Annotated in this window: 15 protein-coding genes and 1 riboswitch; of the genes, 10 read left to right on the forward strand and 5 right to left on the reverse strand. The window is 53.9% G+C overall.

Annotated features, from left to right (window positions below; all coding sequences use genetic code 11):
• Positions 1-173 precede the first annotated feature (173 nt).
• The 4 genes from JM656_RS20470 to nudC are packed head-to-tail and all read right to left on the reverse strand — an operon-like array spanning position 174 to position 3,365.
• Complete coding sequence (locus JM656_RS20470) at positions 174-764, reverse strand: YjaG family protein (protein ID WP_203359331.1); 591 nt, start codon at positions 762-764, stop codon at positions 174-176.
• Between the two features lie 42 nt (positions 765-806).
• Positions 807-1,478, reverse strand: coding sequence for a deoxyribonuclease V (gene nfi / locus JM656_RS20475; RefSeq protein WP_203359332.1), 672 nt, complete (start codon positions 1,476-1,478; stop codon positions 807-809).
• A gap of 9 nt (positions 1,479-1,487) precedes the next feature.
• Entirely contained in the window at positions 1,488-2,552 is a 1,065-nt protein-coding gene (hemE, locus tag JM656_RS20480; RefSeq protein ID WP_203359333.1) for a uroporphyrinogen decarboxylase, read from the reverse strand.
• 39 nt (positions 2,553-2,591) lie between these two features.
• Positions 2,592-3,365 carry an NAD(+) diphosphatase gene (gene nudC, locus JM656_RS20485; protein ID WP_203359334.1) on the reverse strand — a complete coding sequence of 258 codons (774 nt, stop codon included), beginning with the start codon at positions 3,363-3,365 and terminating at the stop codon, positions 2,592-2,594.
• Positions 3,366-3,462: 97 nt separating this feature from the next.
• Between nudC and rsd the strand changes: the two genes are divergently transcribed.
• From rsd to JM656_RS20535, 10 genes are all read left to right on the forward strand, one after another.
• Positions 3,463-3,951 (forward strand): sigma D regulator, encoded by a 489-nt coding sequence (rsd, locus tag JM656_RS20490; RefSeq protein WP_203359335.1) that lies wholly within the window; start codon positions 3,463-3,465, stop codon positions 3,949-3,951.
• Between the two features lie 52 nt (positions 3,952-4,003).
• A riboswitch (TPP riboswitch) is annotated at positions 4,004-4,113 on the forward strand.
• An 82-nt stretch (positions 4,114-4,195) separates the two neighbouring features.
• A complete protein-coding gene (gene thiC / locus JM656_RS20495; RefSeq protein ID WP_203359336.1) occupies positions 4,196-6,091 on the forward strand; it encodes a phosphomethylpyrimidine synthase ThiC in 1,896 nt (631 codons plus the stop codon).
• Entirely contained in the window at positions 6,091-6,726 is a 636-nt protein-coding gene (gene thiE / locus JM656_RS20500; RefSeq protein WP_203359337.1) for a thiamine phosphate synthase, read from the forward strand. Before thiC ends, thiE begins: the two co-directional genes overlap by 1 nt.
• Entirely contained in the window at positions 6,719-7,477 is a 759-nt protein-coding gene (gene thiF / locus JM656_RS20505; RefSeq protein ID WP_203359338.1) for a thiazole biosynthesis adenylyltransferase ThiF, read from the forward strand. The genes thiE and thiF overlap by 8 nt, the downstream gene beginning before the upstream one ends.
• The gene (gene thiS, locus JM656_RS20510; protein WP_203359339.1) at positions 7,458-7,658 is read left to right on the forward strand and encodes a sulfur carrier protein ThiS; all 201 of its coding nucleotides are present in this window, start codon (positions 7,458-7,460) and stop codon (positions 7,656-7,658) included. Before thiF ends, thiS begins: the two co-directional genes overlap by 20 nt.
• A 1-nt stretch (position 7,659) precedes the next feature.
• Positions 7,660-8,430 carry a thiazole synthase gene (thiG, locus tag JM656_RS20515; RefSeq protein WP_203359340.1) on the forward strand — a complete coding sequence of 257 codons (771 nt, stop codon included), beginning with the start codon at positions 7,660-7,662 and terminating at the stop codon, positions 8,428-8,430.
• A complete protein-coding gene (thiH, locus tag JM656_RS20520) occupies positions 8,427-9,560 on the forward strand; it encodes a 2-iminoacetate synthase ThiH (protein WP_203359341.1) in 1,134 nt (377 codons plus the stop codon). The genes thiG and thiH overlap by 4 nt, the downstream gene beginning before the upstream one ends.
• A 342-nt stretch (positions 9,561-9,902) precedes the next feature.
• Entirely contained in the window at positions 9,903-11,444 is a 1,542-nt protein-coding gene (locus tag JM656_RS20525) for a sensor domain-containing diguanylate cyclase (protein WP_203359342.1), read from the forward strand.
• A gap of 181 nt (positions 11,445-11,625) precedes the next feature.
• Complete coding sequence (locus JM656_RS20530; protein WP_203359343.1) at positions 11,626-11,931, forward strand: PTS sugar transporter subunit IIB; 306 nt, start codon at positions 11,626-11,628, stop codon at positions 11,929-11,931.
• Between the two features lie 4 nt (positions 11,932-11,935).
• Positions 11,936-12,253, forward strand: a complete 318-nt coding sequence (locus tag JM656_RS20535) for a PTS lactose/cellobiose transporter subunit IIA (RefSeq protein WP_203359344.1) — start codon at positions 11,936-11,938, stop codon at positions 12,251-12,253.
• Between the two features lie 115 nt (positions 12,254-12,368).
• Here the strand turns inward: JM656_RS20535 and rpoC are convergent, their stop codons facing one another.
• Positions 12,369-16,592, reverse strand: coding sequence for a DNA-directed RNA polymerase subunit beta' (gene rpoC, locus JM656_RS20540; RefSeq protein ID WP_203359345.1), 4,224 nt, complete (start codon positions 16,590-16,592; stop codon positions 12,369-12,371).
• Positions 16,593-16,656: the final 64 nt, after the last annotated feature.

The following is a 16,656-nucleotide window of genomic DNA, read 5'->3' on the forward strand; positions in this document are numbered from 1 at the left end:
AATGTGTTTATCGCTTGCTAAGCATCGAGTGCGACGAAAATGCCAGAAAAGCACTCTCCTGCATACACGCACCGATAGCCACTTTTTTTCGCCCCCCAAATGTAGACCAGACGGGGGGCGGAAGGGAAGCCTTCAGGCATGACAAATCAGGCGTTAAATCACGTTTTCTGGTCTCATTGCGGAAAATTTATACCGATATTACTCTCGCCGGACTCGCGCAGGTCTGCGCGTAACCCTTTTATCAGCTCAATATCGCGTTCTTCGCAATCGGCCAAAAGTCGGAATATTTCCCACTGAATGTCCCATTCTTGCTCAACCGCAGGGTTCTCTTTCAGCTCTTCATCGGTCATTTCACGACCAGCCTGCGTCATTTCTAGCATCGCAACGGTGGTAATAGACGTCTTACTGACTTCAATCGCGTGCTCCAGCGTTTCACCACTCAGACGCGAGTGCATCAATTCGCTTAATGCCACACAGGCATCAATCGCGGGATAAACGCCGTACAAATCGTAATCATCTGCCGACGGAATGGCCTCTTCAAACTTTTCCAGCTGGCTGTCGAAATTGATTTTCGCATCTTTGACCGTCAGCACTTCCCAAATCAAATCCAGAATTCGGCGGTAAATCTGCCCATCGCCAAATTCAGTTTGCTGACAGAACATGGCGTAGTTGGGGTACATGCGTTCGCACAAACAGGCCATAAAAGTGACATGCTGCCAGCTTTCCAGCTTCTCAAGGCGCAGATGAATCGGGTTTTGTAACATGATGAGATCTCGAAAACGATAATTAGCGGAAGTGTACCTGAATCAAGGCTGAATTTCTTGCCAACGCGCAAATGCCGGACGGTCCGACGCCACCGCGTCAGCCCAGCGCGTAGGCTCGGGTAAGCGATACCCTTTCATACAGCGTTGTACCCACGCAAGGGCGCTGTCCAGCCCAACCCGATGCCCGGTAGAAACAAACAGTGGATTGCAGCGCGCTTTGCTACGCCAGACCCATGCCAGTTGCTCGCCCTTATCCATTAACGGCGCCAGAGCACCGGGTTCGGCAGAGAGAGGGTCAAATTTGCCGCACAGCCGTTTTTTCGCCACGCCGATGGTCGGCACATCCACCAGCAGCCCAAAATGGCTGGCAACACCGAGGCGACGCGGATGAGAAATACCGTGACCATCGACAAACACTAAATCAGGCTTATGCGAGAGTTGCTCCCACGCGGCCAGCAGCGCGGGATATTCACGAAAGGAGAGAAAACCAGGAATATACGGCATGGTGGTGGCGATGCGCGCCACCTTGTACTCCACCAGCTCAAGCGAAGGATACTTCAACAGAACCATTGCGGCTCGCGTCACTTCACCGCCCTGCTCAAACCCAACATCAGCGCCTGCGATCAGATCCGGAGGATCGTTATCCAGACGATCCTCGCGGGAAACCGATGAGGCCAGTTCAAGCTGTTGAGCGCGTAGCGACGCGAGATCCATGCCGATCCCTTACTGGTGATACTGCGCTGAAATCCGGTGTACTGCCTCCACAAAGGTGCCAGCATGTTCTGGCGGCACATCCTGGTGAATGCCGTGCCCAAGGTTGAAGACGTGGCCTTCACCCTGGCCGAATCCCGCCAGAATCGTCGCGACCTCTTCTTCAATACGCGCCGCTGGTGCATACAGCATGGAAGGATCCATATTCCCCTGCAGCGCCACTTTATGTCCTACGCGACGACGCGCATCGGCAATGTCTGTGGTCCAGTCGAGTCCCAGCGCATCACAGCCCGTTTCCGCCATCGCTTCCAGCCATTGGCCGCCGCCTTTGGTAAACAGCGTGACCGGCACACGACGCCCTTCATTCTCACGCAGGAGACCATCGACGATTTTATGCATGTAATAGAGCGAGAACTGCTGATAATCGCGCCCGGTCAGCACGCCGCCCCAGGTATCGAAAATCATCACCGACTGCGCGCCCGCTTTGATCTGCGCATTGAGATACAACGTGACGCTTTTCGCCAGTTTATCGAGCAGTAAATGGAGCGCTTGCGGGTCTGCATACATCATCTTTTTAATGACGGTAAAGGCTTTGCTGCTACCGCCTTCCACCATGTACGTCGCCAGCGTCCATGGACTGCCGGAAAAACCAATCAACGGGACTTCGCCTTTCAGTTCGCGACGAATAGTGCGTACCGCATTCATCACGTAGCCCAGTTCATCTTCGGGATCAGGGATTGGCAATTTATCGACGTCGGCTTTGCAGGTCACCGGCGCGGTAAAGCGCGGGCCTTCTCCAGCTTCAAAGTAAAGCCCCAGGCCCATCGCATCCGGAATGGTCAGGATGTCCGAAAAGAGGATCGCCGCATCAAGCGGGTAACGGCGCAGCGGCTGGAGGGTGACTTCGCACGCCAGCTCGGCATTTTTGCACAGTGACATAAAATCGCCCGCTTGTGCACGGGTGGCTTTATACTCCGGGAGATAACGGCCTGCCTGGCGCATCATCCATACAGGGGTGACATCAACGGGCTGGCGCAGCAGCGCACGCAGGTAACGATCGTTTTTCAGTTCGGTCATTTTTACATTCCTTTAGCGTTATGCGCCCAGTGTATCATGTCACTCGTACTCTGCCCGACACATTGCCACCGTATCTTCGATCAACCGACGAGCGACAGTGCCCGGCGGCGGCAGTAGCGGAAGATCGTCATAACGATACCAACCCGCTTCCAGCAACTCCTTCGGATCGATAACAATCTCCCCGCTGTCGTACTCTGCCATAAACGCAGTCATGAGCGACATCGGGAATGGCCACGGCTGCGACGTGACATAGCGCAGGTTCTTCACTTTAATACGGCTTTCTTCCATGACTTCACGCGCCACCGCTTGTTCCAGGGTTTCCCCCACTTCGACAAATCCGGCCAGCACCGTATGCACGCCATTGCGATGGCGGGTATGTTGGGCGAGCAAAAGGGTGTCTTCACGGCGAATCGCCACAATAATGCAAGGCGCTATCTGAGGGTAATAGCGTTCGCGGCAATGACTGCACAACATGGCCCATTCGGTTTTACTCGGGTACATTGTGTGCCCGCAGTAGCCACAGAATTTATGTGAACGGTAAAACTCCGCCAGTTGCACGCCGCGCCCCGCCAGTTGAAACAGACCGACATCCTGATCGATAACCTGTCGTACGGACCCCATATCATGGCGGCGATGCTGCTGTACCAACCAGACGGGTTCGCCTTCCCACACCCCGATTTGAAGTGCGCGCTGCCCCGTCAGATCAAAACTTGCCGCTTCGCCATGTGGCAACTCTCCGCGAGGTAGCCATATTTTTTGCTCATGACTGACAATCCACCAGCCGCTGTCTAATTTTTCAATTATACGATCCATATCTCTTGCGCTACCTTTGCTTCACAGGCATGTTGTTTACATTATTTTTACATTTTTGAGTGAGCAGTTTTTTGAATCTAAACTTGCGGAGTCAATCATGTTAAACCAGCTGGATAACCTGACAGAGCACGTCAGAGGAAGTAATAAACTGGTTGATCGCTGGCTACATGTACGTAAGCATCTGCTCGTGGCTTACTACAATTTGGTTGGCATTAAGCCTGGCAAAGAATCGTACATGCGCTTAAACGAAAAAGCGCTGGATGATTTTTGTCAAAGTCTGGTCGATTACCTTTCCGCCGGACACTTCAGTATTTATGAACGTATTCTCCATAAATTGGAAGGTAACGGGCAGCTTTTAAACGCAACGAAAATTTGGCCGCTGCTGGAAGCCAATACGCAACGCATTATGGATTACTACGACTCCAGCCTGGAAATGGCCATCGATCATGATAACTATCTTGAATTTCAAAAGGTTTTATCAGATATCGGCGAAGCGCTGGAATCCCGATTTATCCTTGAAGACAAGCTGATCATGCTGGTCTTTGACGCGATGCACGACAGTGCCAGGGCAAAACGTCCTGCTTGAGTTCGACGCTATTAACGCGTAACTTACCTTTGTCGCCCCCTTTACCGGGGGTTATTTCTTGTCGGAGTGCCCAGTGTGGAAGCACGGGCTGAGACCGTTAATTCGGGATCCGCGGAACCTGATCAGGTTAAAACCTGCGAAGGGAACAAGAGTCAATCTGCTATTGCATCGCCATTGCGGCGATCGTCTCTCTTGCTTCATCCGTCGTCTGACAAGCCACGTCCTTACTTTTTTGGAATGAGCTATGTCTGCAACAAAATTAACCCGTCGCCAGCAACGCGAACAAGCACAACACTTCATCAATACGCTGGAAGGTACTGCCTTTCCGAATTCAAAACGCATCTATATCACCGGCTCGCAGTCGGATATCCGCATCCCAATGCGCGAAATCCAGCTTAGTCCGACGTTAACCGGCGGCACAAAAGACCATCCACAGTACGAAGAAAACGAAGCCATTCCGGTGTATGACACCTCGGGCCCGTATGGCGATCCTGATATCGCGATTAATGTTGAACAGGGTCTGGCAAAACTGCGTCAACCGTGGATTGACGCCCGCGCCGATAGCGAAGCACTGACCGACCGCAGCTCTGCCTATACCAAAGAGCGCCTGGCCGATGACGGTCTGGACGAACTCCGTTTCACGGGCCTGTTAACGCCGAAACGTGCCAAAGCCGGAAAATGCGTCACGCAATTGCATTATGCGCGCCAGGGTATCGTCACGCCGGAGATGGAGTTCATCGCTATCCGTGAAAACATGGGGCGCGAGCGTATTCGCAGTGAAGTGTTACGCCACCAGCATCCAGGTGAAGGCTTTGGCGCACGCCTGCCGGAAAACATCACTCCGGAGTTTGTCCGTGATGAAGTGGCCGCCGGACGCGCGATTATCCCTGCCAACATTAACCACCCGGAATCTGAGCCGATGATTATCGGCCGCAACTTCCTGGTCAAAGTAAACGCCAATATAGGCAATTCGGCGGTGACCTCTTCCATCGAAGAAGAGGTCGAAAAACTGGTCTGGTCCACACGCTGGGGGGCAGATACGGTGATGGACCTTTCAACGGGCCGCTATATCCACGAAACCCGCGAGTGGATCCTGCGTAACAGCCCGGTGCCGATCGGTACAGTGCCGATCTACCAGGCGCTGGAGAAGGTCAATGGGATCGCCGAAGATCTGACCTGGGAAGCCTTCCGCGATACGCTGCTGGAGCAGGCCGAACAAGGTGTCGACTACTTCACCATCCATGCAGGCGTCCTGTTGCGCTATGTGCCGATGACCGCTAAACGGCTGACCGGGATTGTCTCGCGCGGCGGTTCAATTATGGCGAAATGGTGCCTGTCCCATCATCAGGAAAACTTCCTCTACGAGCACTTCCGCGAGATTTGCGAAATCTGCGCCGCCTACGACGTTGCGCTCTCTCTCGGTGATGGCCTGCGTCCTGGCTCCGTTCGTGACGCCAACGACGAAGCACAGTTTGCCGAACTGCATACGCTCGGCGAACTGACCAAAATCGCCTGGGAATATGACGTTCAGGTGATGATCGAAGGTCCGGGGCATGTCCCGATGCAGATGATCCGTCGCAACATGACCGAAGAGCTGGAGCACTGTCATGAAGCGCCGTTCTACACCTTAGGCCCATTGACCACCGATATCGCACCGGGCTATGACCATTTCACTTCCGGGATTGGCGCAGCGATGATTGGCTGGTTTGGCTGCGCGATGCTCTGCTACGTCACCCCGAAAGAGCACCTCGGCCTGCCAAACAAAGAAGATGTGAAACAGGGGCTGATCACCTACAAGATCGCCGCGCACGCCGCCGATCTGGCGAAGGGCCATCCGGGCGCGCAAATCCGCGATAACGCCATGTCGAAAGCGCGCTTCGAATTCCGTTGGGAAGACCAGTTTAACCTGGCCCTCGACCCATTCACCGCCCGTGCGTACCACGATGAAACGCTGCCGCAGGAATCCGGCAAAGTCGCCCACTTCTGCTCAATGTGTGGGCCGAAGTTCTGCTCGATGAAAATCAGCCAGGAAGTTCGCGACTATGCCGCTGCACAAACCATTGAAGTGGGCATGGCAGACATGTCGGAGAACTTCCGTGCCAAAGGCGGTGAAATCTATCTGAAGCGGGAGGAAGCCTGATGTACCAGCCTGATTTCCCAACCGTCCCTTTCCGTCTCGGACTTTATCCGGTGGTAGACAGCGTACTCTGGATTGAACGCCTGCTGGAGGCGGGCGTGCGCACAATCCAACTGCGGATTAAAGATAAGCGCGATGAAGACGTGGAAGCGGACGTTATCGCCGCGATTACGCTGGGGCGTCGTTTTGACGCCCGGCTGTTCATCAACGACTACTGGCAACTGGCGATAAAACACAACGCGTACGGTGTCCATCTGGGTCAGGAAGATCTCGAAACCACCGATCTGAAGGCGATTCAGGCGGCAGGGCTGCGCCTTGGCGTCTCGACCCATGATGATATGGAAATTGACGTGGCGCTGGCCGCGCGTCCTTCGTATATCGCGTTAGGGCATGTCTTCCCAACACAAACCAAACAGATGCCCTCCGCCCCGCAAGGGCTGGAACAGCTGGCACGCCATATTGAACGTCTGGCTGATTATCCTGCCGTCGCCATCGGCGGGATTAGCCTTGAACGTGCGCCTGCGGTACTGGCTACCGGTGTCGGCAGTATTGCCGTCGTCAGTGCGATTACACAGGCAACAGACTGGCGTGCTGCCACCGCGCAGTTACTTTCGGTAGCAGGAGCTGGCGATGAATGATCGTGACTTTATGCGCTACAGCCGCCAGATCATGCTTGCCGATATCGCGATTGAAGGGCAGCAAAAGCTGCTCGCAAGCCACGTGCTGGTCATCGGTTTAGGCGGATTAGGCTCGCCCGCCGCGCTCTATCTTGCGGGCGCGGGCATCGGCACGTTGGTTCTGGCTGACGATGACGATGTGCATCTGAGTAACCTGCAACGGCAAATCCTCTTCACTACCGATGATATCGCCCGCCCGAAATCGCACGTCACGAAGCAGAGACTGGCGCGTCTCAACCCGGATATTGAGCTGGTGGCGTTACAGCAACGTCTCACTGGCGATGCGCTTCGACACGCGGTCGCTAGCGCCGATGTGGTACTGGATTGTACCGACAACATGGCCACCCGCCAGGCGATCAACGCCGCCTGCGTCGCGCTCAATACGCCACTGATTACCGCCAGCGCCGTTGGCTTTGGCGGTCAATTGATGGTTCTGACGCCCCCCTGGGAGCAGGGCTGTTATCGCTGCCTGTGGCCGGACGACGAAGAGCCGGAACGCAACTGCCGTACCGCAGGCATTGTGGGGCCAGTGGTCGGCGTGATGGGCACATTGCAGGCGCTGGAAACCATTAAACTCCTGAACGGTATGGAAACGCTCACGGGCAAACTGCGTCTGTTTGACGCCAAAACCAGCCAGTGGCGCAGCCTGGCGTTACGACGCGCCAGCGACTGCCCGGTATGCGGAGGGCAACATGCAGATTCAGTTCAATGATGAGCCGATGCAGTGCGCAGTGGGAGTGTCTGTTACCGACCTGCTGAATCAGCTCGACCAACTCAAGCCTGGTGCCGCGCTGGCGCTCAATCAACAGATCCTGCCGCGCGAACAGTGGGAACATCACATTGTGCAGGACGGCGATCAGATCCTGCTTTTTCAGGTTATTGCCGGGGGCTGATATGTTACGTATTGCAGATAAAACGTTCGACTCACACCTGTTCACGGGGACAGGGAAATTCGCCTCTTCATCTTTAATGGCAGAGGCGATTCGCGCCTCCGGCAGCCAGCTTGTGACGCTGGCGATGAAGCGCGTTGACTTGCGTCAGCACAACGACGCTATTCTGGCCCCGCTCATCGAAGCAGGCGTCACGCTGTTGCCCAATACTTCCGGTGCTAAAACAGCGGAAGAGGCCATCTTTGCCGCGCAATTAGCGCGGGAAGCACTGGGCACCCACTGGCTAAAACTGGAAATTCACCCCGACGCGCGCTGGTTGCTGCCGGACCCGATAGAAACACTGAAAGCCGCCGAGGCGCTGGTCAAGCAAGGCTTTGTGGTGTTGCCCTACTGCGGTGCCGACCCGGTGCTGTGCAAACGTCTTGAAGAGGTCGGCTGCGCCGCCGTGATGCCGCTCGGCGCGCCGATTGGTTCAAATCAGGGCCTGGAAACCCGAGCCATGCTGGAGATTATCATCCAGCAGTCAACCGTCCCGGTCGTCGTCGATGCGGGGATCGGTGTCCCCAGCCACGCCACACAGGCCCTGGAAATGGGTGCCGACGCCGTGCTGGTCAATACAGCGATCGCGGTGGCTGACGATCCGGTGATGATGGCGAAGGCATTCCGTTTGGCAGTGGAAGCGGGCATTCTGGCGCGTCAGGCCGTACCGGGAAGACGTAGCGTAAATGCTCAACCCACCAGCCCGTTAACCGGATTCCTGGAGACATCGGCATGAAAACGTTCACCGACCGCTGGCGCGAGTTGAACTGGGACGATATCCGTCTGCGCATCAACAGCAAAACGGCTGCAGACGTCGAACGGGCGCTGAATGCAACGCAGTTGGGTCGCGATGACATGATGGCGCTGCTCTCTCCTGCGGCAAGTGCGTACCTCGAACCGCTGGCACAAAAGGCGCAACGCCTTACCCGCCAGCGGTTTGGTAATACGGTCAGTTTTTACGTTCCGCTCTATCTTTCCAACCTTTGCGCCAATGACTGCACCTATTGCGGCTTTTCAATGAGTAATCGCATCAAGCGCAAAACGCTGGATGACAAAGAGATTTCCCGTGAATGTGAAGCCATTCGTGCCCTGGGATTTGAGCACCTGCTGCTGGTGACCGGGGAGCATCAGGCAAAAGTAGGCATGGACTACTTTCGCCGCCATCTGCCTGCCATCCGCCACCAGTTCTCCTCTTTACAGATGGAAGTACAACCGCTGTCAGAGGCAGAGTACGCCGAGCTCAAAACCCTGGGGCTGGATGGCGTAATGGTCTATCAGGAAACCTACCATCAGGCGATGTACGCACAGCACCATCTGAAAGGGAAAAAGCAGGAGTTCTTCTGGCGACTGGAAACGCCAGACAGACTGGGTCGTGCGGGGATCGATAAAATCGGGCTGGGTTCGCTGATTGGTCTGTCTGACAGTTGGCGGGTAGATTGTTATATGGTGGCTGAGCATCTGCTCTGGATGCAGAAACAGTACTGGCAGAGCCGCTACTCAATCTCTTTCCCACGTCTGCGCCCGTGCACGGGGGGGATTGAGCCAGCATCCATCATGGATGAGCGTCAGCTGGTACAAACCATCTGCGCGTTTCGCCTGCTTGCTCCGGAGATCGAATTGTCGCTCTCTACACGTGAATCGCCGTGGTTTCGCGATCATATTATTCCCCTGGCGATTAACAATGTCAGCGCGTTTTCGAAGACACAACCAGGCGGTTATGCTGACGATCACCATGAGCTGGAGCAGTTTTCCCCGCACGACGCCCGGCGTCCTGAAGATGTTGCCGGGGCGCTGGCGGCGCAAGGATTACAGCCGGTCTGGAAAGATTGGGACAGCTACCTGGGGCGTGCCTCGCAAGCGCGGTGAATCAGATTGTAATCGGCTGAATAATTTACGAGCCAATTCGTAATGTGAAAAACGGGAGATAGCGTTCAGACTCCCGTTTTTTTATGTTGTCGATGTCAGCAACGGAAGCTGACCAGGGCGGAATTTTTCTTCCTCGTTTTCGCCCTGCCCTCAAACCGCTGTGTAGCACAAAATTCTCTTTACGACATAAGCAGGGACAATCTTATTTGTTTTTAAGATAAATCATCTTTAGCTATACCCTCACAGCTATAATTGCATAGATTCTGTCCTGATGTACGGAACTCTGTTGTCGGCTTTACTCACCTTTTCAGGACTTACACCTTCAGGGATGACCCACAGCCAATGGCACGTCACAATAGAAAACTTTCCTTCACGACCCCCATGTTAGTGAGTTTCGGGGGGATTTTGCTCAGTTTCATTCTGATCGCAATTTTCATCACCTTCACCCAGCGAAAAGATTTCCTGGAGGATTACCACAACATTAACCGCAACTTCACGCATAACCTTGCGGTTAACTATACCGAGTCGTTGCTACGCGAAAACGACTATATCCTCGCACGCGCAGCGACCTTCTTTTCCCGTGGTGACAAGCTAAATGAAACGGTGAATATCGATACGGAAGAAGGTCTGAGGTTGTTAATGCAGTTACAGACGCTGATGCCAACCGTCTCTTCCATCTCGCTGGCGGATACCGAAGGCAACTACCTGCGAGCCCCGGAAGTGTTAACCGATGAAAATAGCAAAGCCTTTGATGCCAAAACGCGTCCATGGTTTGTACACCAGGCAAAAGCCAGTACATTCAGCCACTATACAAATCCTCACATGGACTACTTCACCCATTACCCAACGGTGGCCATCTACAAGCCGGTCATTTCACCTGAAGGAAGACTGAAAGGCAGTATCGCGTTTCACCTGGATCTCACGTCAATGAGTTATACCCTGCGCCAGATGGTTGCCCCTGTTCAGGGGGAGTTTTTTGTCGCTGACCGTGACGGGAAAGTCGTGCTACATCCGGATACTGGCGCGTTATTTAAACAGTATGTCAGTGAAAAGATGATGGACAGGATGACCAGTGGCGAAGGGTATGTTTTCGATTCAACAAGTAATGTCTGGTACTACTACTACTCGTTTACGAATCCAGACTGGTTTGTCGTTTACCGGGTCTCTGACACCATGCTGATGGATCTCACTCGCCACGAAACCAATATTGTATCCTGGGGATTCGCGCTGGCAGCCATGATGGTCGTGCTGTTTGGACTTTATCTGCGGCATACCTCCCGAACGGTATTGATGAACATCATCAACGCCATCAAGACAGGGGATGTGAATCGGGCGCCCCGACTGGAAGCCATGCTCAGTAAGGCTATCGAGTTAAATAAAGAACGTGAGATGGCCTATGTCCGCCAGGCGACAATTGACGCACTGACTGGCTGCAAAAACCGTCGCGCATTCGACAGTGACATTGCCGCGCTGATGAACGATCACCAACCCTTCACCCTGGCGCTGGTGGACATTGATAATTTTAAATCTATCAACGACACCTGGGGACATCTGAGCGGCGACATCGTTCTGCGTAACGTGGCTCGTGAAGGCATTCAGGTAATGCAGCCCCATTCTGTTTCCCTTTACCGTTATGGCGGTGAAGAATTTGCCGTTCTCTTTGCTGGCGTTCATGCTAAAGAGGCTTTTACGTTGCTTGAACAATGGCGCACGATCGTAGAGCAGAGAACCTGGCGTGAAGAGAATCTGACCGTCACCTTCAGCGCAGGTATGAAAGAGTGGAATATGGAATCGCTGGAACAGTTAATCATCGGTGCTGATGAAGCGCTTTATCTCGCAAAACAGCAGGGGAAAAACCGGATCCTGCCAACGCCTCTTCTGTAAATATCCTAAAGCACCAGGCCCGCCGAGACGGGCCTTTTTGATGCTTCCTGCCTTACCGTAACCGGTTTCATTTTTTATGGCGTATCTTTGTGATGCTTTACACACATTCACTTTAAGACAGTTGTCCTCTCCCCTGTCAGGGACTAAAGATGAATGACCAGGGAAATTGTGAGAGCCCATTATGAAGAATATCGTTTTATGCTGTGCTGCCGGAATGTCCACCAGTATGTTGGTACAACGAATGAAAGACGCTGCGCAAAAAAAAGGCGTTGAGGTCAGTATCAAGGCTGTTCCCGTTGCTGAATTCAAAGAGAATATTGCTACGGCGGATATTGTCCTGCTTGGTCCACAGGTGAAGTACGAGCAGGCAAAGCTTCAGGCGCTTGCCGACCCATTAGGGAAGAAAGTCGCAGTGATCGATATGATGGATTACGGCATGATGAAAGGCGATGTCGTGCTGGAGAAAGCCCTTAAGCTGATGGAGTAAGGACATGGAAGAGTTAGAAACTATCATCATGGAGCTACTGGTGAATGCAGGCGCCGCACGCAGCCAGGCGTTGACAGCACTACAACTGGCACGTAAAGGCGATTTTGCGGGTGCAGAGCAGGCGATGGATGAGTCACGCGATTACGTTAAAGTGGCGCATAAAATCCAGACGCAGCTTATCGGTATTGACGAAGGTACGGGCAAATTACCGGTGAATCTCATCACTGTTCACTCCCAGGACCATCTGATGAACGCCATGGTGATTCAGGATCTGGCGGGGGATATGATTGAACTTTATCGTCGATTGCCACCGGTAAATTAATACGCATCATGCTTTGCCGGATAGCGTCACAAGCGACTTATCCGGCCTACAAACGGCATGCCCGAAGGCAAAAAAAAACCCGCCGAAGCGGGTTTTTTATTATGACCATCAACGATTAATCGTTGTCAGAACCACCCAGGCCTGCGTTCAGCAGCTCTGCCAGGCTGGCAGTCGCATCTTCAGCAGTCACCTGCGGTGCTGCAGGCAATTCGCCAGCGGCACGGCGGCGCATACGATCCTGGTGGTACGCATAACCGGTACCAGCCGGGATCAGACGACCCACGATAACGTTCTCTTTCAGACCGCGCAGTTCGTCGCGTTTGCCCGCTACTGCGGCTTCGGTCAGGACACGTGTGGTCTCCTGGAACGATGCAGCAGAGATGAAGGACTCGGTTGCCAGAGACGCTTTGGTGATACCCAGCAGGTCGCGGGAATATGTTGCCGCAACTTTGCCGTTCGCTTCCAGGTCGCGGTTAGCGATCTTGACGCGGGAGTATTCAACCTGCTCGCCTTCCAGGAAGTCGGAGCTACCTGCACTTTCGATGGTCGCTTTACGCAGCATCTGACGAACGATAACTTCAATGTGTTTATCGTTAATCTTAACGCCTTGCAGACGGTATACGTCCTGTACTTCGTTGGTGATGTAACGCGTTACCGCGTGTACGCCACGAAGACGCAGGATGTCATGCGGTGCTTCCGGACCGTCGGAAACCACATCACCACGTTCTACACGTTCACCTTCGAACACGTTGAGCTGACGCCATTTCGGAATCATCTCTTCGTACGGATCGCTGCCGTCTAACGGCGTGATCACCAGACGACGCTTCCCTTTGGTTTCTTTACCGAAGGAAATGATACCGCTGATTTCCGCCAGGATTGCCGGCTCTTTCGGACGACGTGCTTCGAACAGGTCCGCAACGCGTGGCAGACCACCGGTGATATCCTTGGTACCGCCGGATTCCTGCGGTACACGCGCCAGGGTGTCACCAGAACTGATCTGTACGCCATCTTCCAGCTGAACAATCGCTTTACCCGGCAGGAAGTACTGAGCAGGCATATCGGTGCCTGGGATCAGAACATCGTTGCCCTGAGCATCAACAATTTTCAGTGCCGGACGCAGGTCTTTACCACCCGCAGTACGCTCTGCAGAATCCAGAACTACCAGAGAAGACAGACCGGTCAGCTCGTCGGTCTGACGAGTAATGGTCTGGCCGTCGATCATGTCAGTAAAGCGGACGAAACCACTCACTTCGGTGATAACCGGCATGGTGTGCGGATCCCAGTTTGCAACGGTTTCGCCGCCAGCAACCTGTTCGCCATCACCTTTCGCCATAACGGAGCCGTAAGGCACTTTATAGCTTTCTTTGGTACGACCGAATTCGTCGATCAGTTTCAGTTCGGTGTTACGGGAGGTGATAACCAGTTTACCGCTGGAGTTCACAACCGACTTCGCGTTGCTCAGACGGATGCTACCTTTATTTTTCACCTGGATGCTGGATTCAGCAGCCGCACGAGATGCCGCACCACCGATGTGGAACGTACGCATCGTCAGCTGTGTACCCGGTTCACCGATGGACTGTGCCGCGATAACACCGATAGCTTCACCTTTGTTGATGATGTGGCCACGCGCCAGGTCACGACCATAGCAGTGCGCACATACACCAAAGTCGGTGTCACAAGATACAACGGAACGTACCTTGACGGAGTCAACGGAGTTCGCTTCCAGCAGGTCACACCACTGTTCGTGCAGCAGCGTATTGCGAGGAACCAGAATGTCCGCCGTACCCGGCTTCAGCACGTCTTCTGCAGTCACACGACCCAGAACACGATCGCGCAGCGGCTCTTTAACGTCACCACCCTCGATAACCGGGGTCATGGTGATACCTTCGAGGGTGCCACAATCGTCTTCGGTTACGACCAGATCCTGTGCAACGTCAACCAGACGACGCGTCAGATAACCGGAGTTCGCCGTTTTCAGTGCGGTATCCGCCAGACCTTTACGCGCACCGTGAGTCGAGATGAAGTACTGGAGTACGTTCAGACCTTCACGGAAGTTCGCGGTGATTGGCGTTTCGATGATGGAGCCATCTGGCTTCGCCATCAGACCACGCATACCTGCCAGCTGACGAATCTGTGCTGCAGAACCACGCGCACCGGAGTCGGCCATCATGTAGATGCTGTTGAAAGACACCTGCTGCTCTTCTACGCCGTCACGGTTAATAACGGTTTCGGTTTGCAGGTTGTCCATCATCGCTTTGGATACACGATCGTTCGCCGCAGCCCAGATATCGATAACTTTGTTATAGCGTTCGCCCGCGGTTACCAGACCAGACTGGAACTGCTCCTGGATCTCAGCAACTTCGGCTTCCGCTTCAGAGATGATCTCGTGTTTCTTCTCTGGGATGACCATGTCATCAATACCAACAGATGCACCTGAACGCGCTGCATACGCAAAGCCGGTGTACATCGTCTGGTCAGCGAAGATAACGGTCGGCTTCAGACCCAGAATGCGGTAACAGGTGTTCAGCATTTTGGAGATTGCTTTCTTACCCAGCGCCTGGTTGACGATGGAGAAAGGCAGACCTTTCGGTACGATCATCCACAGAATGGCACGGCCAACGGTCGTGTCTTTAATGCTGGTGACCGCGACGAATTCGCCGTTTTCATCTTTTTCGTATTCAGTGATACGCACTTTAACGCGCGCATGCAGAGAGGCCAGGCCAGCGCGGTAAATACGCTCAGCTTCTTTCGGGCCAGTCAGCACCATGCCTTCGCCTTTGGCGTTAACACAGTCACGGGTCATATAGTACAGACCCAATACAACGTCCTGAGACGGAACGATGATAGGTTCGCCGTTCGCCGGAGACAGGATGTTGTTGGTAGACATCATCAGCGCACGCGCTTCCAGCTGGGCTTCCAGCGTCAGCGGTACGTGAACAGCCATCTGGTCACCATCGAAGTCGGCGTTGTATGCCGCACAAACCAGCGGGTGCAGCTGGATAGCTTTACCTTCGATCAGTACCGGTTCAAATGCCTGGATACCCAGACGGTGCAGTGTTGGTGCACGGTTCAGCAGTACCGGGTGTTCGCGGATAACTTCGTCCAGGATATCCCAAACGACAGCTTCTTCACGCTCAACCATTTTCTTAGCGGCTTTGATGGTGGTGGCGAGGCCACGCAGTTCCAGCTTGCCGTAGATGAACGGTTTGAACAGTTCCAGTGCCATTTTCTTCGGCAGACCGCACTGATGCAGACGCAGGTATGGACCTACGGTGATAACAGAACGACCGGAGTAGTCAACACGCTTACCGAGCAGGTTCTGACGGAAACGACCCTGTTTACCTTTGATCATGTCGGCCAAAGATTTCAGAGGACGTTTGTTAGAACCGGTGATCGCACGACCGCGACGACCGTTATCCAGCAGGGCGTCAACCGCTTCCTGCAGCATACGTTTTTCGTTACGTACGATGATGTCCGGCGCAGCCAGATCCAACAGACGTTTCAGACGGTTGTTACGGTTGATAACGCGACGATACAGATCGTTCAGATCCGACGTTGCGAAACGACCGCCATCCAGCGGAACCAGCGGACGCAGATCTGGCGGCAGAACCGGCAGAACGGTCAGGATCATCCACTCCGGCTTGTTGCCAGACTGAACGAACGCTTCCAGCAGTTTGATACGCTTGGTCAGCTTCTTACGCTTGGTTTCAGAGTTGGTTTCGTTCAGCTCTTCACGCAGAGTTTCACACTCTTGCTCCAGATCCATGCTCTTCAGCAGGGCCTGAATAGCTTCCGCACCCATCTTCGCGTCGAATTCGTCACCGAACTCTTCCAGCGCATCCAGATACTGTTCTTCAGTCAGGATCTGCTGGCGTTCCAGATTGGTCATACCGCCTTCGATAACCACATAGGATTCGAAGTACAGCACGCGTTCGATATCGCGCAGCGGCATATCGAGCAGCAGGCCGATACGGGACGGCAGAGATTTCAGGAACCAGATGTGCGCAGTCGGAGACGCCAGCTCGATGTGGCCCATACGCTCACGGCGTACTTTAGTCTGGGTCACTTCAACGCCGCACTTCTCACAGATCACACCACGGTGTTTCAGGCGCTTGTACTTACCGCACAGGCACTCGTAGTCTTTTACTGGCCCAAAGATACGGGCGCAGAAAAGGCCGTCACGCTCAGGCTTGAACGTACGGTAGTTAATGGTTTCCGGCTTCTTAACTTCACCAAAAGACCATGAACGGATCATGTCTGGCGAGGCCAGAGCAATTTTGATCGCATCAAACTCTTCGGTTTTAGTTTGCGCTTTCAGAAACTTTAATAAGTCTTTCACGGATTTGCTCCCGTCGGAGTTAGCACAATCTGGTGCTGGCTGTTACGCCAGCACCAGTGACCTG

It is taken from the genome of Citrobacter sp. R56 (assembly GCF_016811995.1).
In the GTDB taxonomy this organism is placed as follows: domain Bacteria; phylum Pseudomonadota; class Gammaproteobacteria; order Enterobacterales; family Enterobacteriaceae; genus Citrobacter_D; species Citrobacter_D enshiensis.

Bases quoted from the DNA above. Each gene is read 5' to 3' on its own strand.
- hemE (WP_203359333.1), bottom strand. From the start codon at position 2,552: ATGACCGAACTGAAAAACGATCGTTACCTGCGTGCGCTGCTGCGCCAG.
- thiS (WP_203359339.1), top strand. From the start codon at position 7,458: ATGCAGATTCAGTTCAATGATGAGCCGATGCAGTGCGCAGTGGGAGTG.
- thiE (WP_203359337.1), top strand. From the start codon at position 6,091: ATGTACCAGCCTGATTTCCCAACCGTCCCTTTCCGTCTCGGACTTTAT.
- thiG (WP_203359340.1), top strand. From the start codon at position 7,660: ATGTTACGTATTGCAGATAAAACGTTCGACTCACACCTGTTCACGGGG.
- rsd (WP_203359335.1), top strand. From the start codon at position 3,463: ATGTTAAACCAGCTGGATAACCTGACAGAGCACGTCAGAGGAAGTAAT.
- JM656_RS20525 (WP_203359342.1), top strand. From the start codon at position 9,903: ATGGCACGTCACAATAGAAAACTTTCCTTCACGACCCCCATGTTAGTG.
- nudC (WP_203359334.1), bottom strand. From the start codon at position 3,365: ATGGATCGTATAATTGAAAAATTAGACAGCGGCTGGTGGATTGTCAGT.
- thiH (WP_203359341.1), top strand. From the start codon at position 8,427: ATGAAAACGTTCACCGACCGCTGGCGCGAGTTGAACTGGGACGATATC.
- JM656_RS20535 (WP_203359344.1), top strand. From the start codon at position 11,936: ATGGAAGAGTTAGAAACTATCATCATGGAGCTACTGGTGAATGCAGGC.
- JM656_RS20530 (WP_203359343.1), top strand. From the start codon at position 11,626: ATGAAGAATATCGTTTTATGCTGTGCTGCCGGAATGTCCACCAGTATG.
- thiF (WP_203359338.1), top strand. From the start codon at position 6,719: ATGAATGATCGTGACTTTATGCGCTACAGCCGCCAGATCATGCTTGCC.
- nfi (WP_203359332.1), bottom strand. From the start codon at position 1,478: ATGGATCTCGCGTCGCTACGCGCTCAACAGCTTGAACTGGCCTCATCG.
- thiC (WP_203359336.1), top strand. From the start codon at position 4,196: ATGTCTGCAACAAAATTAACCCGTCGCCAGCAACGCGAACAAGCACAA.
- JM656_RS20470 (WP_203359331.1), bottom strand. From the start codon at position 764: ATGTTACAAAACCCGATTCATCTGCGCCTTGAGAAGCTGGAAAGCTGG.